The organism is Pedobacter sp. KH_004 (genome assembly GCF_057840755.1).
Genome location: NZ_CM174519.1, coordinates 1,693,171 through 1,713,180, shown reverse-complemented (window position 1 = coordinate 1,713,180; position 20,010 = coordinate 1,693,171). Strand labels below are relative to the sequence as shown.

The 20,010-nt window shown below is 37.8% G+C and carries 20 protein-coding genes; 9 read left to right on the top strand and 11 right to left on the bottom strand.

The window, feature by feature from the left end; all coding sequences use genetic code 11:
* The first annotated feature begins 27 nt into the window (after positions 1-27).
* From zwf to AC3ITD_RS07190, 3 genes are all read left to right on the top strand, one after another.
* The gene (gene zwf / locus AC3ITD_RS07200) at positions 28-1,542 is read left to right on the top strand and encodes a glucose-6-phosphate dehydrogenase (protein WP_489365321.1); all 1,515 of its coding nucleotides are present in this window, start codon (positions 28-30) and stop codon (positions 1,540-1,542) included.
* Between the two features lie 89 nt (positions 1,543-1,631).
* Positions 1,632-2,357: a 6-phosphogluconolactonase gene (pgl, locus tag AC3ITD_RS07195; RefSeq protein WP_489365319.1), complete on the top strand. Its 726-nt coding sequence runs from the start codon at positions 1,632-1,634 to the stop codon at positions 2,355-2,357.
* 3 nt (positions 2,358-2,360) lie between these two features.
* Complete coding sequence (locus tag AC3ITD_RS07190; RefSeq protein WP_489366645.1) at positions 2,361-2,717, top strand: DUF5655 domain-containing protein; 357 nt, start codon at positions 2,361-2,363, stop codon at positions 2,715-2,717.
* Here AC3ITD_RS07190 and AC3ITD_RS07185 read toward each other — a convergent pair.
* The 3 genes from AC3ITD_RS07185 to AC3ITD_RS07175 all read right to left on the bottom strand — a co-directional run bounded on the left by AC3ITD_RS07185 (position 2,714) and on the right by AC3ITD_RS07175 (position 6,293).
* Positions 2,714-3,595, bottom strand: coding sequence for a Ppx/GppA phosphatase family protein (locus AC3ITD_RS07185; protein ID WP_489365317.1), 882 nt, complete (start codon positions 3,593-3,595; stop codon positions 2,714-2,716). The two genes, AC3ITD_RS07190 and AC3ITD_RS07185, sit on opposite strands and share 4 nt — an antisense overlap.
* On the bottom strand, positions 3,595-5,652 hold the full coding sequence (gene ppk1 / locus AC3ITD_RS07180; protein ID WP_489365315.1) for a polyphosphate kinase 1: 2,058 nt from the start codon (positions 5,650-5,652) through the stop codon (positions 3,595-3,597). The genes AC3ITD_RS07185 and ppk1 overlap by 1 nt, the downstream gene beginning before the upstream one ends.
* Before the next feature lie 128 nt (positions 5,653-5,780).
* Entirely contained in the window at positions 5,781-6,293 is a 513-nt protein-coding gene (locus tag AC3ITD_RS07175; RefSeq protein ID WP_489365313.1) for a hypothetical protein, read from the bottom strand.
* A gap of 265 nt (positions 6,294-6,558) precedes the next feature.
* Between AC3ITD_RS07175 and AC3ITD_RS07170 the strand changes: the two genes are divergently transcribed.
* From AC3ITD_RS07170 to AC3ITD_RS07155, 4 genes are all read left to right on the top strand, one after another.
* Entirely contained in the window at positions 6,559-7,050 is a 492-nt protein-coding gene (locus AC3ITD_RS07170; protein WP_463482491.1) for a YajQ family cyclic di-GMP-binding protein, read from the top strand.
* 42 nt (positions 7,051-7,092) lie between these two features.
* On the top strand, positions 7,093-7,533 hold the full coding sequence (locus tag AC3ITD_RS07165; protein ID WP_489365311.1) for a GNAT family N-acetyltransferase: 441 nt from the start codon (positions 7,093-7,095) through the stop codon (positions 7,531-7,533).
* A gap of 58 nt (positions 7,534-7,591) precedes the next feature.
* Complete coding sequence (locus tag AC3ITD_RS07160; protein WP_489365309.1) at positions 7,592-8,188, top strand: DUF4142 domain-containing protein; 597 nt, start codon at positions 7,592-7,594, stop codon at positions 8,186-8,188.
* Positions 8,189-8,326: 138 nt separating this feature from the next.
* Positions 8,327-9,940: a S8 family peptidase gene (locus tag AC3ITD_RS07155; protein WP_489365307.1), complete on the top strand. Its 1,614-nt coding sequence runs from the start codon at positions 8,327-8,329 to the stop codon at positions 9,938-9,940.
* 113 nt (positions 9,941-10,053) lie between these two features.
* On the opposite strand, the gene AC3ITD_RS07150 is transcribed toward AC3ITD_RS07155, so the two are convergent.
* From AC3ITD_RS07150 to AC3ITD_RS07135, 4 genes are all read right to left on the bottom strand, one after another.
* Positions 10,054-11,100: an NAD(P)-dependent alcohol dehydrogenase gene (locus tag AC3ITD_RS07150; protein ID WP_489365306.1), complete on the bottom strand. Its 1,047-nt coding sequence runs from the start codon at positions 11,098-11,100 to the stop codon at positions 10,054-10,056.
* 63 nt (positions 11,101-11,163) lie between these two features.
* Entirely contained in the window at positions 11,164-13,293 is a 2,130-nt protein-coding gene (locus AC3ITD_RS07145) for a xanthine dehydrogenase family protein molybdopterin-binding subunit (RefSeq protein ID WP_489365304.1), read from the bottom strand.
* A gap of 2 nt (positions 13,294-13,295) precedes the next feature.
* Positions 13,296-14,279: an FAD binding domain-containing protein gene (locus tag AC3ITD_RS07140; protein WP_489365302.1), complete on the bottom strand. Its 984-nt coding sequence runs from the start codon at positions 14,277-14,279 to the stop codon at positions 13,296-13,298.
* Positions 14,276-14,899, bottom strand: coding sequence for a (2Fe-2S)-binding protein (locus AC3ITD_RS07135; protein WP_489365301.1), 624 nt, complete (start codon positions 14,897-14,899; stop codon positions 14,276-14,278). The genes AC3ITD_RS07140 and AC3ITD_RS07135 overlap by 4 nt, the downstream gene beginning before the upstream one ends.
* A gap of 255 nt (positions 14,900-15,154) precedes the next feature.
* Here AC3ITD_RS07135 and AC3ITD_RS07130 point away from each other — a divergent pair, with 255 nt between their 5' ends.
* Entirely contained in the window at positions 15,155-15,805 is a 651-nt protein-coding gene (locus AC3ITD_RS07130) for a YceH family protein (protein ID WP_489365299.1), read from the top strand.
* Between the two features lies 1 nt (position 15,806).
* Here the strand turns inward: AC3ITD_RS07130 and fabF are convergent, their stop codons facing one another.
* Genes fabF through AC3ITD_RS07110 form a run of 4 tightly spaced genes read right to left on the bottom strand, consistent with a single transcriptional unit; the run spans position 15,807 to position 18,777 of the window.
* Entirely contained in the window at positions 15,807-17,057 is a 1,251-nt protein-coding gene (fabF, locus tag AC3ITD_RS07125; protein ID WP_489365297.1) for a beta-ketoacyl-ACP synthase II, read from the bottom strand.
* Positions 17,058-17,061: 4 nt separating this feature from the next.
* Entirely contained in the window at positions 17,062-17,286 is a 225-nt protein-coding gene (locus AC3ITD_RS07120; protein ID WP_463482501.1) for a DUF2798 domain-containing protein, read from the bottom strand.
* Positions 17,287-17,305: 19 nt separating this feature from the next.
* A complete protein-coding gene (locus AC3ITD_RS07115; protein ID WP_489365295.1) occupies positions 17,306-18,073 on the bottom strand; it encodes an SDR family oxidoreductase in 768 nt (255 codons plus the stop codon).
* 50 nt (positions 18,074-18,123) lie between these two features.
* On the bottom strand, positions 18,124-18,777 hold the full coding sequence (locus AC3ITD_RS07110; protein ID WP_489365293.1) for a TetR/AcrR family transcriptional regulator: 654 nt from the start codon (positions 18,775-18,777) through the stop codon (positions 18,124-18,126).
* 249 nt (positions 18,778-19,026) lie between these two features.
* Here AC3ITD_RS07110 and AC3ITD_RS07105 point away from each other — a divergent pair, with 249 nt between their 5' ends.
* Positions 19,027-19,938 carry a helix-turn-helix domain-containing protein gene (locus tag AC3ITD_RS07105; protein WP_489365291.1) on the top strand — a complete coding sequence of 304 codons (912 nt, stop codon included), beginning with the start codon at positions 19,027-19,029 and terminating at the stop codon, positions 19,936-19,938.
* The last annotated feature ends 72 nt before the right edge of the window (positions 19,939-20,010 follow it).

The following is a 20,010-nucleotide window of genomic DNA, read 5'->3' as shown; positions in this document are numbered from 1 at the left end:
AAATTTGATTAAGAATCCAAAAATATAATGAAAACCAAAACCGCATTAAACCCCACAATATTTGTAATATTTGGTGGTACAGGTGATTTAAATAAAAGAAAATTAGCACCTGCGCTATACAATTTATTTATTGAGGGTTACATGCCTGATCAATTTGCTATCATTGGCACCGGTAGAACCGAGTATACCGATGAGAGTTACAAAACCGCTCTAGAAGAAGCTGTAAATGAATTTTCTCGCTCGGGTAAAGTTAAAAAAGAAAAATGGGATACGTTTGGTGATACCATTCGATATTGTCCTACAGATTTTGCTCAACCCAAGACCTTCGAGAATTTAAAAGCGGCAGTAGAAAAATACCAAAAAGAATATGGCAAAGATACGCAGGTGATTTTTTACCTGGCCGTGGCTCCAAACTTTTTCCCTGTTATTGCCGAATACCTGCAAAAATATAAACTTACCGAAGATGAAGACAATAGCCGTATCGTAATTGAGAAGCCATTTGGTCATGATTTAGAGTCTGCAAAAGAACTTAATGCATTATTAAGTACTATTTTCACCGAAAAGCAAATCTACCGCATTGATCATTACTTGGGTAAAGAAACGGTGCAAAACATGATGGCGTTTAGGTTTGCAAATGCACTGTTTGAACCATTATGGAATAGATCTTATATCGATCACGTTCAGATTTCGGTTACCGAACAGTTGGGTGTTGCGGATCGGGGTGGTTATTATGAAGGTGCTGGTGCGTTGCGTGATATGATTCAAAACCACCTTTTGCAGTTGTTGTGCTTAATAGGAATGGAAGCGCCAATCAACTTTGATGCCGATGAAATTAGAAACCGTAAGGTCGAGGTTTTAAGAGCCATGCGTCCGTTCTCTGCTGAAGATATCCGTTTCCACACCGTACGTGGCCAATATAGCAAAGGTTGGGTTGAAGGTAAAGAGGTTCCGGGATATCGTCAGGAAAAAGGTGTAGATCCACACTCCAATACAGAAACCTTCGCCGCTGTAAAATTCCATATTGATAACTGGAGATGGCAGGGAATTCCATTTTATTTAAGAACTGGAAAGCGATTAAATCAAACCTCATCTCTCATTACAATTCAGTTCAGAGATGTTCCTCATCAAATTTTTTCTTCTGATGTTACAGAAAGCTGGCAACAAAATCGCCTGGTAATCAGTATTCAGCCAGAAATGAGTATTCGCATGCAGGTGCAAGCAAAAAGACCTGGTTTGGATATGGTTTTAAATCCTGTTGATATGGTATTTGACTATAAAGGAACTTACGAGGGCGACACTCCAGAAGCTTACGAAACTCTATTATTGGATGCCATGATGGGTGATCAAACGTTGTTTATGCGTGGCGATCAGGTAGAAGCTGCCTGGGAATTGGTAATGCCAATCTTAAATACCTGGGAAAGTAAAAAATCAATTAACTTTCCAAATTATCCAGCCGATAGCTGGGGACCAGAAGAAGCAGAGGCACTTATTGCAAGAGATGGCTTCCATTGGTTCAATTTACCATTAAAAAATAAAGAGTAAAAACTCCTCATAGCTGGGCGAAAAGCAATAATCAACTAAAGTGATTGAGGTTGCTTTTTGCCTCGCAATAATGTTTAATATTTAGCAATATGAATTTATTAATATATAAAACGATTGAAGAACTCACTGAAGATTTAGCAGATTACATTATTAAAATTGCTGAGGTTTCTATTGAGGAAAATGATCGTTTTAATTTTGTTTTGACCGGAGGTAGTTCACCCAAAGCACTTTATCATTTTCTGGCGAAAGAATGCGAACATAGAATTGATTGGGAAAAAGTATATTTCTTTTTTGGTGATGAGCGAAATGTTCCGGCAAATGATGAAAATTACAACGGGTTAATGGCAAAAAAGGCACTACTCGATCCATTAAACATTAAAGACGATCATATTTTTTATGTTGATACAACAATGGCTCCAGAAAAAGCTGCAATTGAATATAAAAAAGCAATCGATAATCATTTCAAAGGTGAAGATTTAGTTTTCGATCTAATCTTATTAGGAATGGGTGATGATGCACACACCGCATCAATCTTCCCCCATACTTCATTGGTTAAGGATGAAGAAGTAAATGTAGCTTCTGTTTTCGTAGAAAAGCTAAACACTTATCGCGTTAGTTTTACAGCCCCGTTAATTAATAAAGCCGAAAACATAGCTTTCCTTGTCTTTGGAGAAAATAAAGCCGAAGCCATTAAACATGTAATTGGCGATGAACAAAAGGATTTTGATTTATATCCGTCTCAACTCATTGATCCTATTGATGGTAAGCTTACTTTCTTTACTGATGAGGCTGCCACTAAATTATTAGAAGAATAGTTTCTGGGTAAACCAGATGATTTTTTAAATGGAAAAACGGAATATACCTTAGGTTTATTCCGTTTTTTTATAGCGCAGATAAATGATATTGGCATCGTTCAGCTACATGCAAAAAAATCGATGGTTGCTTTACATTCTACATTTGATTTTGCCTACATCACTCAATTTGGAAAAAACTTTATTCATATCGTTTTACCTTTTAATAAGCCTTTCGATGATAATTTGTGTTTCGTTAAAATCGCTAAAGTACCAGGAGCCTCACAATATAATCACCATTTGAGAATTTACGCCAAAGAAGATTTGAATGAAGAAGTGAGGCATTTTCTTAAACTTGCTTTCGCTGGAAGTTTCCGCTTTTAATCAAGTTTTTCCTCAATTAACAGTTTAATAATTCCATCGGCCATTCCCACTTTTGGAACAAAAATTTGTTTAATACCTGTCCATTTCATTAAGGTCAAATAAATTTCACTTGCAGGAATAATTACGTCAGCACGATCAGGATTTAAACCCAATTCATGTATCCGTTCTTTTAGAGAATAGCTGGTTAATTTATTGTAAAGTGCATTTAGTTTTTGAATTGATAGCGGGGCACCATCCTTTTCATCACTCATTCTAAATAGTTTATTAATATTACCTCCAGTACCAATTGCTGCCAACTGTTTGTAATTCTTGGTATGCTCCTTCACCCATTCTTTCATTTCGTCCCAGGTTTCTTCTTTATCCTGGTTATCCAACATTCTAATCGTACCAATATTAAACGAACGTGAAGCTTCTGGTACGCCTTTTACAAATACCGATAATTCGGTGCTACCACCACCAACGTCGATGTATAAATACGTTTTATTTTCATCCAAATCGGCCTCTATGTGGTTAGCATAAATGATGTTAGCTTCTCTCTGACCCTCAATAATTTCGAGGTTTAAATCCGTTTGTGCCTTAATCATTTTCACGATATCCTGTCCATTGCTAGCCTCACGCATGGCTGAAGTGGCACAGGCCAAATATTCGGAAACGTGATAAACATCCATCAAACTTTTAAAGGCTGACATCGTTTTCACCAAATCTCCCGCTTTTCTTTCAGAAATATGGTGATCTAAAAAAGCATCATCGCCCAAGCGTAAGGGTACTCTAATTAAAGTGTTCTTTTTATATTTATATTTTCCGTCGCTTTTGCTGATGTCGGCAATGAGCAATCTTACTGCGTTCGAGCCAACATCTATAGCTGCATATCTTAACATTATTGGTGCTTGGTTTTTAAGTAGTTATAAATATCAACCTGAGCTCTAATCTTTTTGCTCAATCTATTTTTATGATATCTATTATTATTGGATGCGTTAATTTGTCGTGATTTTGTATTGTCTTGCAACTGAAGATCAATGATGTCTTGAATTTCCTGTTTTACTTCGGGATCAAGAACCGGAAAGCCTACTTCTACCCTATGCTCAAAGTTTCTGCTCATTAAATCTGCAGATGACAAGTACATATCATTTTTGCCATTATTGCTGAAAATGTAAATCCTTGCATGCTCCAGAAACTTATCGATAATACTGATGGCGGTTATGTTTTCACTAAAGCCTTTAACACCAGGAACTAAACAACAAATTCCCCGAACAATGAGTTGAATTTTAACACCAGCATTACTGGCATCGTATAGCTTTGAAATGATGCCTTCATCAGCTAAACTATTCACTTTTAGCATAATATAAGCCAGTTTTCCGGCTTTGGCATTTCTTATTTCTCTATTGATAAAATTGATCAGCTTTGAGCGGCTTTCCAGCGGAGAAACGATTAAATGTTTAAATCCTTTGGTTACTGTTTTTTTGTTTAACGCATCAAATAGTTTTACCAGATCATTTGTAATTTCCTTTTTAGCGGTGAAAATACTGTGATCGCAATATAACCCGGCAGTTTTCTCATTGAAATTTCCTGTAGCTAAATTTGCATAATAAACAGGCTTATCTTTTTCTATTCTTTTAACCAGGCAAATTTTGGAATGAACCTTATAATCTGTTAAGCCATAATTAACTTTTACACCTTCTTCCATCAACCTCGATGTCCAAAAGATATTGGCTTGTTCATCAAACCTGGCTTTTAGTTCCAACACTACAGAAACCGATTTGCCATTTTTTGCCGCATTTATTAAGGCGTTAATTACCTTCGAGTTTTCAGCAAGGCGATATAACGTAATTTGAATTTCAGTAACTTTAGGATCAATTGCTGCTTCCCGTAGAAACAATATAATGTAATCATAAGATTGGTAAGGTAAATTCACCAGGTAATCTCGACGGGCAATTCTGCTAAAAACACTCTGCGTACGTGGCAAATCATGCACCTTTAAAGGTACGTTTGGTGCGTACTCCAATTCTTTCTTACCTACATTAGGAAAAGAGATAAAGTCTCCAAATTTATGATAACTATTGCCCGGTATTAAACTGTCGGCATCTAGTTTAAGTTTGTTTACCAAAACAGTAAGCATGTTCAAAGGCATTGCCGAATCGTAAAGCAAACGCATTGGTTTGCCTTTCTTTCGTTTTTCCAGACTACTCTTTAAGTCTTCAATAAACTTATCATCAATATTTTTATCTATATCCAATTCAGCATCTCGTGTTAACTGAATAGAGTAAGCTTCTAAATGATCGTAAGTAAAAACATAGAAAATATCATCAAGGCAGTAGCGGATAATATCTTCGGCAAGAATAATAAACTTTAAGTCGTTGGTTTCTGGCAAGACCAGGAAACGTGGCAAACTCGGCGGAATCTCGATTAGCGCATACTTCTCTCTAACTTTCGTATCTTTTTTAGATAATTTCACGAAGAAATACAAAAACCGATCTTTTAGTTCTGGAAAAGGTTTATCCATATCCAACATTATCGGAACCAGATTTGATAAAATTTTATCACGAAAGTGGTTCTTCACAAACTCTCCTCTACTCACATTGAGTTGGGTATCATTCAAAATAAAGATTCTATTTTGAGCAAGCTCATTGATAAGCGTAGCCTGAAACAATTGATCGAACTTTCGCTCCTGTTTCACTACGATATTCTTAATCTCATTGAGGATTTTTTTCGGATTGAATCCCAAAAGCGCTTTTGCTTTATCGTTTAAATTGGTTAGCCTTGACATTGTTGCGACCCGCACCCGATAAAACTCTTCCAGATTGGAAGAAAATATAGATAGAAACTTAATCCTTTCGATGAGTGGAACGGTTTCATCGGCCGCTTCTTGTAACACACGATCGTTGAAATACAACCAGCTTATTTCGCGGTTTAAAAATGGTATTTTCTTCTTGCTCATCTAAAAAAATAAAAAATCCCCGTGGGTACAGGGATGCTCAAAGCTGCAAAATAATTTGTTAAATTGATGTTAATAAATCAAAGTGTTAACGTTAACGAATTGTTTAACGTTAATACAAAAAACTAAAACTACAGCAATTTTTTAGCGGCCGTTTTAACACTTTTTGGCTTTGCTGTTTCTTCAGCTGCTTTTGCAACGTCTTTTGCTAACGGTTTTGCCTCATCTTGAACTGCTTTTTTAGTATCGGTAGCGTCTTTCTTTGCTGTTGCTACTTTTTTCTTAGCCGCAGACGTTGTTTTGCTAATAGCTTTTTCTGTTGATTTTGGTACTACAGTTGCAGCAACTTTGCTTATTTCTTTTTTAGCAGGGGCATTTTCTTTCGTTTCAGTCACTTTACTTGCCGTTTCTTTAATGGCTTCTACTGGCTTAGCTAACGCTTTTTCTACTTTTTCCTCTGATGCAATTGCTGCAACTTTAACACTTTGAACAATCGGTTTAGCTTTAGAAACTGCTTTTTTAACCACTTTCGCTGCAGATTTTTCCGCTTTAGTAACAACCTTTGTAACCGGCTTTTTATTGGCCTTTGATTTTGACGACTTTAATAAATCATCAATTTTATGACCCACATCTGATTTGATCACCGTAAACTTTTTAGTCAATTTTTTAGCTACGCGTTTGCTTGCTTTTGCAACTTCTGAACTAATTTCTGATGCATCATGGCCCAAGCTTTTAATTACATCTAAAAACTGCGAAGTAATTGATTGCTCTAACTGTTTTGCAGCATCTTTTTTTGTTGCTTTTTTTTGAGACTTAGCTTTAGTGGTTTTCATATTATTTTTCGTTTTTTTGTGAGATCGATTATTTTCTAATAAATCTACTTAATTTTTTAATTTAAAAGCTAAAACCATGCCTTCTTTTGATATTGTAAGTAAAGTTGATGCGCAAACTCTTGATAATGCGATTAATAATGCCAAGAAAGAAATCCTCAATAGATTTGATTTCAATGGATCGAAAAGTACTGTAGATTTGGATAAAAAAACCAACGTTGTAACCATTGTTACGGAAGATGACATGCGATTAAAAGCCATTGAAGGTTCGATTATATCGAGGATGATGAAACAAAATCTGGATCCAAAAAGTCTTGACTTTGGCAAAGAAATCATCGCTTCCGGCAATATGATTCGCAAGGAAATTACCATTAAAGAAGGATTGGATAAAGAAGCCGCCAAAAAGGTTGTTGCTAAAATTAAAGCGAGTGGTTTAAAAGTACAACCATCAATCATGGACGACCAGGTTCGGGTAACCGCCAAAAAAATCGATGACCTCCAAGCCGTAATTTCTCTATGCCGTGGTGAAGATTTCGACCAGCCATTGCAGTTCATTAACATGAGAAATTAGTTAGTTTAATCTGTTAATGCTTATTAAAATAAAGGAATAAAAATGCAGGTAATTGAAGATGGATTTCTTTTTTCAGACCAGAAAGAACTATTGCAGATAGATCGGATTCATAGGTATTTAAGTAAAGAATCATATTGGGCTAAGGATATCCCTGCAGAAACTGTTGCTGCTTCAATTCAAAATTCGCTTTGTTTCGGCATCTACAAAAGTGGCATTCAAATAGGCTTTGCCCGGTGGATAACCGATAAAGCGACTTTCGGCTGGCTGTGCGATGTTTACGTAGAAGAGGATTATCGTGGTAAGGGATTGGCTAAAAAACTAATATCATTTATGATTTTCCACCCTGATTTACAAAATCTCAGACGATACCAGCTGGCTACCCATGATGCACATGGGCTCTACAAACAATTCGGATTTTCGCAGATAAAAAATCCCGAAAACCAGATGGCAATTTCCATTTCAAATCCTTACAATAAAGACTAACATCAAAAAAACCTTTTCTGCTAATTGGTGTTTTGTTTACGTACAAAACGAAAATAAAATGAGCAATAAATTTTTATATGTAACCGCAATTGCATTAGCAGTAAGTTTCACCGCTTGCCAAACGGCAGATAAAAAATCATCCACTACAAAAGATAGCGTAGTTGGCGATACCAATATGGTAAACGGCAATCACGTTGCAGGAAGTGAAGTGATAGAAACAGGTTTGGATGAAGCTGGCGCAACATTTTTGAGAAAAGCAGCTGTAAGTGGTATTATGGAAGTTGAAGCAGCAAAAATTGCGATGAAGAACGCTTCCAATCAAAAAGTGAAAGATTTCGCAGCTAAAATGCTGACAGATCATACTCAGGCCAACAAAGAACTAAAAGCGTTGGCGACAGATAAAAAAATTATAACTCCGGATGCGCTTCCAGCAGAAGATCAGATCCATCTGGATGAAATGAAGAAAATGACTGGCGCAAGCTTTGATAAACACTATATGGATATGATGGTGACCGATCATCAAAAAACAATTTCTTTGTTTAAAAATGGTATGGAGAACAAAGATGCAAAACTAAAAGAGTGGGCGGGTAAAACCCTTACTGTTATAGAAGGTCATGATCAGGCAGCTAAAGAAATTGTAACCAACCTAAAATAAAAAATCATAAATTATTTAAGATCCTGTTCATTAACTTGAATGGGATCTTTTGTTTATATAGATTCATCATTTTAATTACATTTTCATAAATACGAAAAATTAAAATTATCTTTCCGCGTTAAATACAAAAATACATAAATGAATAAGAGTAGAATTTTTAGAGCGTTGATGAGCGCTGCTGTAATTAGTACAGTACCATTTATAGCCAATGCACAAAAAGCAAATTGGCAAAATCTTGATCTTAAAACTGATTCAACATTTGGAATCAGCACCGAAAAAGCATACAAAGAACTTTTGAAAGGAAAAAAATCGACAAAGGTTATTGTAGCCGTAAACGATGGCGGCGTTGAAAATACACATGAAGATTTAAAAAGAATTATGTGGGTTAACGCTAAAGAAATCGCTGGTAATGGAAAAGATGACGACAAGAATGGTTACACGGATGATATTCACGGTTGGAACTTTATCGGTGGACCAAAAGAGTCTGTTAACTTCGAAACTTTAGAATTAACGCGTTTAGTACGCCGCGATCAAACACGATTTGCAAATACTACAGATGCAACGGTTTCGGCAAAAGATAAGGCAGATTTTGAGGCATTTAAAGCCAGAAGAGCAGATTTGGAAAAACAGTTAGGCGAGGCTAAGGCTGGCTTAGCTAATATTTCTGGTTTTAAAAACGCGTTAGACGCCTTTATTAAGAAATTGGGAAAAGAGAATCCCACTTTGGCCGAAATTAAAGCCTATAAGCCAACAGCAGAAATGGATGGCCGTATTCAAAGCATTTTAGTTGAGCAATTGGCGAATGTAAGTTTTAAAGATTTTTACGAAGATCAAATTAAAGAAGGTTTCGATTATTACACCCGTCAGGCAGAATATAACTTAAATGTTGATTATGATCCCCGTAGCATTGTAGGTGATAATCCTAACGATCTTAAAGAAAAATTTTATGGCAATAATGACGTTGCTGGTCCGGATGCAATGCATGGTTCTCATGTTGCCGGAATTATTGCAGCCGACCGAACAAACAATTTAGGGATTAAAGGTGTGGCCGACAATGTTGTAATTATGGGCGTTAGGGTTACACCAAATGGTGATGAGCGTGATAAAGACGTGGCGAACGGCATTCGTTATGCTGTTGATAACGGCGCAAAAGTAATTAATATGAGCTTTGGCAAAGCTTACAGCTGGGACAAAGCTGTAGTGAATGAAGCTATGAAATATGCAGCTTCTAAAGATGTTTTAATTGTGCAGGCTGCAGGTAATGAAAATAAGGATATCGATACGGAAAATAATTTCCCTAATCATAAAGATTTAGATGCGCAAACAATCGCATCGTGGATTACAGTTGGCGCATCTGGACCTAAAGATGATGAAACTTTAAAAGCAAGTTTCTCGAACTTCGGTAAAACTCAGGTAGATGTTTTTGCTCCAGGTGTGCAAATCTATTCTACTGTTCCAGGATCGAAATACAAAAATTTAAACGGAACAAGTATGGCTTCACCTGTTGTTGCCGGTTTGGCAGGATTAATCCGTTCTTATTATGATAAACTGACTGCCGCACAAGTGAAAGAGATCATTGTAAAATCAGTTACAAAAGTAAATCATAACGTTTCTTATAAAAAAGGAGAAGATGAAAATGCAGAATCGGTGTCAGTACCTTTCTCCGATTTATGCATCAGCGGTGGTATTGTTAATGCGTACGAAGCTTTAAAATTAGCTGCTACCTACAATGGAAAAGCAACTGCTAAATAATACTGTAAATGCTTAGATAAAAAAAGGCGAACTAACGTTCGCCTTTTTTTATGATCTTAACTTCGTAAAGTTTACCTATTGAATTTAAAAAGTCAGATCTAATCTAACTACAATTAAATAGTATCCATGTCAATAACAAAACGATACTTTACATCGCTATTTAACACACGTTCATAAGCTTCATTTACGTAATTGATATTAATAACTTCCACTTCGGAAACAATATCATGTGTTGCACAGAAATCTAGCATTTCTTGCGTTTCTGCAATACCGCCAATACTCGAGGCCGTTAAAGATCGGTTTCCATGCATTAAAGCAGAGCCAGGAAATTTTAAAGGTTCTGGTGGTAATCCAACGCAAATATGAACACCGTTTACATTAAGAAGTTTTAGGTACATTTCATAATCATGCGGAGCAGAAACAGAATCAATGATAAAATCAAAATGCTTTGCATATTTTTTCAGCTCTTCAGGATCCTTGGTAATTACAAAATGATGTGCTCCTAAAGCTTTAGCGTCCTGCTCTTTAGAAGGCGATGTACTTAAAACCGTAACATCTGCACCAAATGCAACTGCAAATTTTACCGCCATGTGCCCAAGACCACCCAAGCCTAAAACGGCCACCTTGTGTGCTTTGCCAATGCCCCATCGTTTAATCGGCGAATAAGTGGTAATTCCCGCACAAAGTAATGGTGCTACTCCTGCTAAAGGCAAACGATCAGAAACGCTTACAACAAATTCTTCTGTGCAAACAATTTTATTTGCATATCCACCGTAAGTTGGCGTTTTCTTATCACGCTCTACACTGTTGTAGGTCCACACCGTTTCGCCTCTTTCGCAAAACTGCTCCTGACCGCCTTTACAGGTTGTACATTCCTTACAACTATCTACCATACAACCTATTCCTGCCAAATCACCAACCCGAAACTTGGTTACTTCCGATCCCACTTCAGTGATTCTACCAACAATCTCATGTCCGGGAACCATTGGATAACGAGCCGGTCCCCATTCGCTGCGCACTTGATGAATATCCGAATGGCAAATACCACTAAACAAAATCTCTATCAAAACGTCTTTTGGTCCAACATTCCTTCTCTCGAAATTCCAGGGCGCTAGTTGATTTGTTTTACTGTGAACAGCATATCCTTTTGCAGCTATCATATAAATTTTCTTATACTATCTTAAATTGATATTTAATTTTCGTTTTTCCTCAACTATCTTTTATCAGGCACTCGCTAAAATCTTATCCGGCGTGATCGGTAAAGTTCTAATCCGTTTCCCGGTGGCATTGAAAACCGCATTTGCAACCGCTGCGGAAAAACCGATTAAAGCAATTTCACCCATTCCTTTTGCACCCATTGGGTTAATGTGTGGATCTGGCTTATTGATAAAATGTACTTCTATTTCAGGTATATCTGCATTGACCGGCACATGATAATCAGCAAAATTATTGTTGATATACCGTCCGTAACGGTGATCGATAACAGACTCTTCGGTAAGTGCCATACCTACGCCACCCACTGCACCGCCAACCATCTGGCTTCGAGCAGTTTTAGGACTAACAATAGTTCCTGAATCACCCACTGATACAATTTTATCTACTTTAACCACACCAGTTAAGCTATGCACTTTTACTTTCACAAAGTGGATGGAAAAAGAATACATGGAATATTCTTCCCGTTCTTTACCTGCCGAACTTTGCTTAGTGACCTCGATAGATGGAAGGTTATTTTTCTTTAAAACATCGACAAAATTGGATGTCGCATCCATGTTCGAATTGGCTGCTAATTCTGCTATGGTCGATTTTAAGCTAACGCAAACATCGTTCACCGCAGAACCCACAGTAGAAAGCGTTGCAGAACCACCCTGGCTTGGCGCTGGTGGCAATGAAGAATCTCCCAACTCGAAAGTAATTTTACCTACGGGAATTCCGGTTACCTTACTGGCAATCAAAGTCATTCCTGTTCCAGTTCCCGGACCGATATCACTGGTTGCACTTTGCAAAACCAAAGTTCCATCGGCTTTTAAAATACCCTTAACACTGGCTCGACCCCTGTTGGCATTAAAAACCCCAATACTTACGCCAAAACCAGTCTTCCATTGGCCTTCAACTAAACTTCCAGGTTTATTTTTTCGTTCACTCCATCCTATTTTCTGAGCACCAATTTTATAAGCCTCTTTAATATTTTTATCCGAAAATGGCTTATCACGCTGTTGATCCCGTTCCGGGTCGTTTTTAATTCTGAACTCAAGTGGGTCCATATCTAAAGCATGAGCCATTTCATCAATTGCACTTTCCAGCGCAAAGGCACCGGTCGCTTCCCCAGGTCCACGCATCCAGATAGGCACACCCAAATCTACAGGAACAACTGTGTATTGCGTATTCACATTATCGCATTGATACATGAATTTCGCCATGTTAACCACCCCTTCAGTAAAGTTTTCGTAGGCAGAGGTTTCTCCAAAAGCACGATGCGTAATTCCAGTTAACTTTCCATCTTTACTGGCGCCTAAACCTATGGTTTGAACAGCTGCCGGGCGATTGCCCACCATAGTAAACATCTGCATTCTGGTAATTACGAGTTTAACAGGTTTACCAAGATGTTTGGAAGCCATTACCGTTGCAATTTCCAAAGGCCATGTACGTAAGGCCATCCCAAAACCACCGCCCACAAACTCAGAATTTACCTGGATGTTTTCAATTGGAATTTTGAATACATTAGCTATTGTTCCCTGAGTTGCTTTTACACCCTGGGTTTTTGCATAAACGGTAACCTGGCTATTAGGTCGCCAATCAGCAATAATCCCATGTAATTCCATCGGATTATGTGTTTCAATAGGCAAATGATATTTAGCCTCAATTTTCACCTCAGCAGTTTTATAGGCATTTTCAACGCCTCGTTTATAATCAGGCTGACCTTGAAGTTTTTTAGCTTTTGAATCGGCAATTGCTTTCTCAAAATCTGTATTGAAATCTTCTTTTGCATAAGTTGCCTTTACTAATGATGCGGCATACGTTGCCCGCTCAAAAGTATTTGCAACCACAATAGCAATTGGCTGTCCGTTAAAAAATATCTTATCAGTATAAAAAATTTTAAATGGTGAGCCGCCCTCCTGTTCGTATCCCGGCGCCGATGGTTTATTTAAATGAGATATCACAGCAAGTACGCCCGGCGCTTTTTCAGCAGCTTTTGTATCAAGCGTTGTAATTTTGCCTTTGGTAATGGTGCTGGTAACTAAAACGCCATAGGTTAAGCCAGGCAATTCGTATTCGGCAAAGTATTTAGCTTTACCTGTAACCTTGTAAACGCCATCTACGCGGTCATTTTCATCTTTAATTATTCGATTTTCCATGATTATGCCTTAGATTTTGCAACGGTTAACGCTTCAATAATTGTGTTGGGAGCCATCTGAAGTTTGAAATCATTCTCTCCAAATCCTTTCGCATCCGTCATTGCCAACTTGGCGGCTTGCTCAAAGTTTTCAAGGCTTGGCTCTTTGCCTTTTAAGAAATTTTCCGATGCCGTTAATCTCCATGGCTTGTGTGCAACGCCGCCCATTGCAAGGCGAACATCACTGATTTTATTGTTAGCGATTTCTAAACCGGCTGCTACAGATACTAAGGCAAAAGCGTAAGATGCCCGGTCTCTTACCTTTAAGTAGTTGGAGTTTTTGGCTAAATTATTTACTGGAATTTCCAGGCGGACGATCATCTCATCTGATTTTAAGTTATTGTCTAACTGCGGAGTATCTCCCGCAAGGCGATGGAAATCTTTAAATAAAACCTTACGTTCGCCTTTGGTACTTGCTAGCACAGCAACTGCATCTAAAGCGACTAAAGCGACGCACATATCACTGGGATGAACGGCAATGCATTTATCTGATGTTCCGAAGATGGCATGCATCCTGTTGAAGCCACCAATAGCGCCGCAACCAGATCCTGGCTGGCGCTTGTTGCAGGGCATTTCAGTATCATAAAAATAGCCACAACGTGTTCGTTGCATCATGTTGCCACCAACTGTAGCCACATTTCTCAATTGTGCTGATGCACCGGCATTTAAAGCCATTGCCAGCAAAGGCAATTTTTCTTTAACCAAAGCATTTTCTGCAACAGCAGTATTCGAAGCCAATGCGCCGATGATAATTTTATCGCCCACAAGTTCAATCTGCTTTAAAGGAACGTGGTTAATGTCTATCAATTTCTCAGGCGCTGTTACGCCCCTTTTCATTAAATCGATCAGGTTTGTACCCCCAGCAAGAAATTTGGAGTTCTTGTCTTTTGTCAATAACGACAAGGCTGATTTTGTTAAGGTCGTTCTTAAGTATTGGAAGTTGATCATGCTTTCATTCCCCCTTTCGAAACTTCAACTATTGCATCAACTATATTAGGGTAAGCACCACAACGACAAATATTTCCACTCATATATTCACTAATCTCTGCTCTTGAATTTGTATGCCCTTCGTTTACACAGGCCACTGCCGACATGATTTGTCCAGGTGTACAATAACCACACTGAAAACCGTCATGTTTGATAAATGCAGCCTGCATAGGATGTAATTCTTCTCCACTTGAAAGCCCCTCTATAGTCGTTATTTTCTTCCCTTCGTTCATCACTGCCAAGCTTAAGCAAGAATTTACGCGTTCTCCATTTACATGAACGGTACAAGCACCGCATTGGCCATGGTCACAACCTTTTTTAGTTCCAGTTAAATGAAGCTCTTCACGCAGGTAATCTAACAGCGTAACACGTGGCTCGATAGAAGCTTTATATGCTTTGTCATTTACCGTTATATTGAGTGGTATTTTTTCGAAAAGTTCAGCGAAACGTTCATCAGCCTGGTTTTCGGCTGCTTTAACAGCAACAGATGGTGTTAAAGCGATTGCAGTAATGAGTGAACTTTTCTTTAAAAAGTCTCTCCTGCTATCGCCCTGATTTGATTCCTTATCAGATGATTGCATAAAGTATGTTTTGAGATGTCTCCTAAGTTCGCTAATCTTAAGCTGAAATTAGCTCGATTTAGAAATTTAGAATAATTCTAATAAGCGATAAAATTGAGGTTTTAAGAGGTGGAGATTTTCCATACTAGAGGCCTGAAAAAGTTTTAACATTCCGATCTGCGTGGGAATGACGGCATACTGGGCATTAGTAGACAGAAATAACCGATACCGACAAAATAATTTCGATAATGTCAACTCAATTTCTATTTTTAGCAAATGGAAGAAATTAAATTGCTACCCGATTTATCTGCAGAAGAACAACGCGTTTTGGGTTCATTAATAGAAAAAAGCCGAACCACGCCAGATTATTACCCAATGACGCTAAACAGTTTAACGGCAGCTTGTAATCAAAAAAGCTCAAGAAATCCAGTGGTAAATTATAGTGAGGAGACCATAACATTAACATTAAATTCACTAAAAATAAAAGGTTTAATTTCAACAGCAACAGGTGGTTCGAGCCGCGTAATTAAATATAAACATAACTTAGCCATTGCCTATCCGTTAATCCCTTCAGAACTTTCTATTCTTTGTCTATTACTTTTGAGAGGACCACTAACACCAGGCGAAATCAATAGTAATTCTGGAAGACTCTTCGAATTTGATAGTATAGAAGAAATTTCAGAACAATTACAAAAGCTTGCGGAGCGAGATCCTACGTTCGTAAAACTGTTGCCCAAAAGACCAGGACAGAAAGAGGCAAGATATGTACACCTATTAGGTGAACAGGCAGATAATCAAGACGAAGAACCGCAAGTAGCGCAAACTACAATTTTCCAACCCAATGAAGCGCTGGAAAATCGTATTGCGAAATTGGAACAGGAACTCGAAGAGTTAAAAGAACTTGTTAACCTGCTAATGGACAAGTAGCTTATCCCTCGAATTTCTTAAAAATGGTGCTGGCTACATGTCCGCCGAAGCCGAATGTATTGTTTAAAACATAGTTGATTTCCTTTTTAATCGGCTGTCCTAAAACAATATTCAATCCCTCAGGGATTTTTTCATCAAGCGTTTTAGTGTTGATTGTTGGTGGAATGATACCATCTCTTATGGCTAAAATACTAATCAGGCTTTCTACAGCGCCGGCGGCGCCAAGCAAGTGACCTGTCATGGATTTTGATGCCCCAATTACCACAGGCAAGCCATCGAAAACATTTTTGATTGCATTTAATTCGCTCAAATCGCCTAAGCCTGTTGAGGTAGCGTGAGCGTTGATGTAATCGATTTTGTCTGCAGAAATATTAGCATCGCTTAAAGCTTTTTGCATCCCTAAAGTTGCTCCGATTCCATCTGGTGGCGTTCCTGTTAAGTGGTAAGCATCAGCAGCCATTCCGCCTCCAACAATTTCTGCATAAATATGAGCGCCACGGCTTAAAGCATGTTCTAACTCTTCTAAAATTAAAGCACCTGCGCCCTCGCCCATCACAAAACCATCACGGGTTTCATCAAATGGTCTTGAAGCTGTTTCGGGACTATCATTTCTTTTAGACAATGCTTGTGCAGCGTTGAAACCGCCAACAGAAGCTTCGGTAATTGCAGCTTCAGAACCTCCGGCAACCATGACACTAGCCTTGCCCAAACGAATCGTATCGAAAGCATTTATAATAGCCGTATTGGAAGAAGCACAAGCCGAAACCGTACAATAATTGGGTCCGCGGAGTTTGTGGCGAATGCTAATGGCACCGGCGGCAATATCTACAATCATTTTCGGGATAAAAAACGGACTGAATCTTGGCGTTCCATCACCTTGGTGAAATTCGGCCAATTGCTGTTCAAAGGTTGTTATTCCTCCATTTCCAGTAGCCCAAATTACACCAACTTCAGCCAATTGAGCATCCGTCATCGCAGTAAAATCCAAGCCCGCATCTTTAATCGCCTGGTCGCTGGATGCGATAGCATATTGGGTAAAGGTATCATACTTTCTCGCTTCTTTTTTATCCAGAAACTCCTCCGCATTGAAATCTTTAACCTCTGCAGCGAAATGTGTTTTAAATTTCGAAGTATCAAATTTAGTAATCGGTCCGACACCACTTTTACCATCCAGAATATTTTTCCAGAAGTCTCCTACAGTGTTTCCAAGTGGCGTTATGGCGCCTAATCCAGTTACAACTACTCGTTTCATTTTATTAGTTTTTATTTTCTCCTGCGTACAGGTAATCTACGAAAGCCTGAACTTTCGGAGCAATGATTAGTATAGCGGGAATGGCCACTACATAAGAAATTGCCCACGATTTGAGCCAGACTTTAATAAATTTCTCGCTAAAACCCAGATTTACGCTTATCGCAGCAAAGGTTACAATTCCTGTTGTAAAAATTGCCATAATAAAGGCGAAAGTTAATTTCTTTTTCATTCCTGCTGTTTTCGATTAATTAGTTTATCGATTCTACCCAAGCTTTTCTGTTCGCATTCATCACATTTAAAGCATCTACAGGAGATTGACGGAACAATTCATAAATTTTAGCGGTATCACCAACCCTAATTTCAAATTCATCTTGCGCTAAAGCAGCAATAAATTCATCAGCAACAACTGATGGCTTAATACCATTGTGTCCACCAATTTCTTTTGAAAATTCGGTATCAACCAGAGGAGGCATCAATTCGAAAACTTTAACTGAACTATTTTCGAGACTTAACCTTAAGGAAGTTGTATAAGAGTGTAAAGCTGCTTTACTGGCTGCATAAGTTGGCAACGTAATGCCAGGAACATAGGCTACAACCGAAGAAACATTTACAATTGCCGATTCTGGCTGCGCTTTTAGAATCGGTAAAAGTTTTTGATTAATTCTGATAATTGATAAATAATTAGTTAACATTTCATCTTCAGCATTTACGAAAGCGTCCTGATTGCTATTAGCCAAATTGTAAACAATTGCTCTCCCTGCATTATTGATCACCATATTTAAATTAGGGAAATCCTTACCAATTCGTTCAACTAATTGATCAACTTCCCCTGCCTTGCTTACATCAAAATGGATAGCGGTAACATTGTCTAATCCGGATAATGCTGAATCCAGGCGCTCTTTGTTTCTGCCCGTTACAATCACATGATTGTTTAATGCTGTTAGCTGTTTAACGATTTCTAATCCGATACCAGCTGTTCCGCCGATAATTAATACTGTGTTTTGTGAAGTTTTCATATTTGCTATTTTTATTATATACCAATCGGTATCTTTTTGTTTAAAATTTTTTAGCCTAAGCTTTTAATATATTTTTTTAAAGAATTCATGATTAATTTCCAATTTTCCATCTTGTTGGTGAGGCGAGAAACCATCACTCCGCCCTCTATCATTGCAATAATTGTTAGCGCAATTTGTTCGGGATTATTATCAGCATTAAGTTCGTGTTTCAAAACCCCCTCTTCTACCAAACTTATAATTCTATTCTTCCAGGACAAGACAGCTTTTAAAACTTTATCCCGAAGAGCGGGATGAGTATCATCGGCATCGATAGCTGTATTCAAAATTGGGCAACCCCCCAGAGAAATCCCATTAATTAAAAGGCTCTGGTAAATATTTATGTAAGCAAGCAATTTTCCTTCCGTGGTATTTTGCCGACTTATTTCTGCCTCGATTTTTGAAACATTCATACTAAAATTATAATCGAAAGCAGCAAGCGCAACCTCATCTTTATTGGCAAAGTTGCCATAAATACTACCCTTTGTTAGCCCCGTTGCAGCAATGATATCATTTAAAGATGTACCAGCATAACCTTTCATATTAAAGATTGGAGCTGTTTTCTCAATAATGAAATTTCTTGTTTTTTCTGCTTTAGTCATGGTTATTTCGAATTGACGATACAAATCTATACCGATTGGTATATTATATGCAAATTTATTTATCATGCTAATGTATTTTTAATAATTCGCGATTTAGATTGAAGCGAAAGAAATCTTTATACAACTTACTTTTATAAAGATTTCTTTGTTGTGGCCGTAATCCCGTCTCTAAAGATCTGGATAATGGTGTTAATGTGAAAAAGATGCTAAAATAAATTTAGCATCACGATTTGGTCAATTTATTCGACGAGCTATTTCTCTGCTAAAGTCTAAATGAAGATTTCTCTATCAGTTTGAATTTTGTAACTTTGGTTCATGAGTAAGTCAGAATCTATAGAGGAGTTTTATAAAAATAAGTTTGATTTCTTGCCTGATACCCTACAAAAAGATATCGGCCATTTTAATGTATTTAGGATGGAAGACTGTGTTGGCGATGATAAACCACCAGTAAAATACAGCCGAAGAGACTTCTATAAAATCGCTTTGAACAGAGGTCACAATATCTACCATTATGCTGATAAAAGTGTTGAGATTAATGGAACGGCACTGATGTTTTTCAATCCTTTAGTGCCCTACAAATGGGAATTGGCGAGTGGTAAATTGAATGATGTGAGAGGTTATTTTTGCATATTTACCGAAGCATTTTTTAATGAAAAAATCCGTGGAAATATTGGCGACTTGCCCATGTTTGCAGTTGGAGGTAAGCCAGCGTATATTTTGGATGCGAAACAAGATGAGCTCATCTCTTCACTCTTCGAAAAGATGCTGGAAGAAATCAATACTGATTACGTGTATAAATATGACCTGCTAAGAAATTATACTACTGAAATAACGCACTTCGCACTCAAAACAGAGCCATCAGAAGTGTTATACAAACATCCCGATGCAAATTCTCGAATTACCTCGGTATTTACAGAGCTTTTGGAAAGACAGTTTCCCATCGAAAACCCTGGACAAAGATTTACCATGCGTTCAGCAAAAGACTTCGCGGCCCAGCTTTCTGTACATGTAAATCACTTAAATAGGGCGATAAAAGAAACAACAGGAAAAACCACAACACATTATATTACAGAGCGTTTATTAAGCGAGGCGATGGCTTTACTTAAACATACAGACTGGAATATCTCTGAAATTGGTTATTGTTTAGGCTTTGAAGAACCGACACACTTCAATAATTTTTTTAAAAAGCTCACTAATCATACGCCTGGTTCTTATCGTATTGTTTGATTTTCGTAATCATCAGTTTGATTGACGTAATAGTAAATTTTAATTCGCGCCGTAATTTTGTCTTAACAAAAA

Excerpts from the sequence above, each read along its gene's own strand:
- zwf (WP_489365321.1), top strand. The coding sequence starts at position 28 with ATGAAAACCAAAACCGCATTAAACCCCACAATATTTGTAATATTTGGT.
- pgl (WP_489365319.1), top strand. The coding sequence starts at position 1,632 with ATGAATTTATTAATATATAAAACGATTGAAGAACTCACTGAAGATTTA.
- AC3ITD_RS07185 (WP_489365317.1), bottom strand. The coding sequence starts at position 3,595 with ATGTTAAGATATGCAGCTATAGATGTTGGCTCGAACGCAGTAAGATTG.
- ppk1 (WP_489365315.1), bottom strand. The coding sequence starts at position 5,652 with ATGAGCAAGAAGAAAATACCATTTTTAAACCGCGAAATAAGCTGGTTG.
- AC3ITD_RS07170 (WP_463482491.1), top strand. The coding sequence starts at position 6,559 with ATGCCTTCTTTTGATATTGTAAGTAAAGTTGATGCGCAAACTCTTGAT.
- AC3ITD_RS07165 (WP_489365311.1), top strand. The coding sequence starts at position 7,093 with ATGCAGGTAATTGAAGATGGATTTCTTTTTTCAGACCAGAAAGAACTA.
- AC3ITD_RS07160 (WP_489365309.1), top strand. The coding sequence starts at position 7,592 with ATGAGCAATAAATTTTTATATGTAACCGCAATTGCATTAGCAGTAAGT.
- AC3ITD_RS07155 (WP_489365307.1), top strand. The coding sequence starts at position 8,327 with ATGAATAAGAGTAGAATTTTTAGAGCGTTGATGAGCGCTGCTGTAATT.
- AC3ITD_RS07150 (WP_489365306.1), bottom strand. The coding sequence starts at position 11,100 with ATGATAGCTGCAAAAGGATATGCTGTTCACAGTAAAACAAATCAACTA.
- AC3ITD_RS07145 (WP_489365304.1), bottom strand. The coding sequence starts at position 13,293 with ATGGAAAATCGAATAATTAAAGATGAAAATGACCGCGTAGATGGCGTT.
- AC3ITD_RS07140 (WP_489365302.1), bottom strand. The coding sequence starts at position 14,279 with ATGATCAACTTCCAATACTTAAGAACGACCTTAACAAAATCAGCCTTG.
- AC3ITD_RS07135 (WP_489365301.1), bottom strand. The coding sequence starts at position 14,899 with ATGCAATCATCTGATAAGGAATCAAATCAGGGCGATAGCAGGAGAGAC.
- AC3ITD_RS07130 (WP_489365299.1), top strand. The coding sequence starts at position 15,155 with ATGGAAGAAATTAAATTGCTACCCGATTTATCTGCAGAAGAACAACGC.
- fabF (WP_489365297.1), bottom strand. The coding sequence starts at position 17,057 with ATGAAACGAGTAGTTGTAACTGGATTAGGCGCCATAACGCCACTTGGA.
- AC3ITD_RS07120 (WP_463482501.1), bottom strand. The coding sequence starts at position 17,286 with ATGAAAAAGAAATTAACTTTCGCCTTTATTATGGCAATTTTTACAACA.
- AC3ITD_RS07115 (WP_489365295.1), bottom strand. The coding sequence starts at position 18,073 with ATGAAAACTTCACAAAACACAGTATTAATTATCGGCGGAACAGCTGGT.
- AC3ITD_RS07110 (WP_489365293.1), bottom strand. The coding sequence starts at position 18,777 with ATGATAAATAAATTTGCATATAATATACCAATCGGTATAGATTTGTAT.
- AC3ITD_RS07105 (WP_489365291.1), top strand. The coding sequence starts at position 19,027 with ATGAGTAAGTCAGAATCTATAGAGGAGTTTTATAAAAATAAGTTTGAT.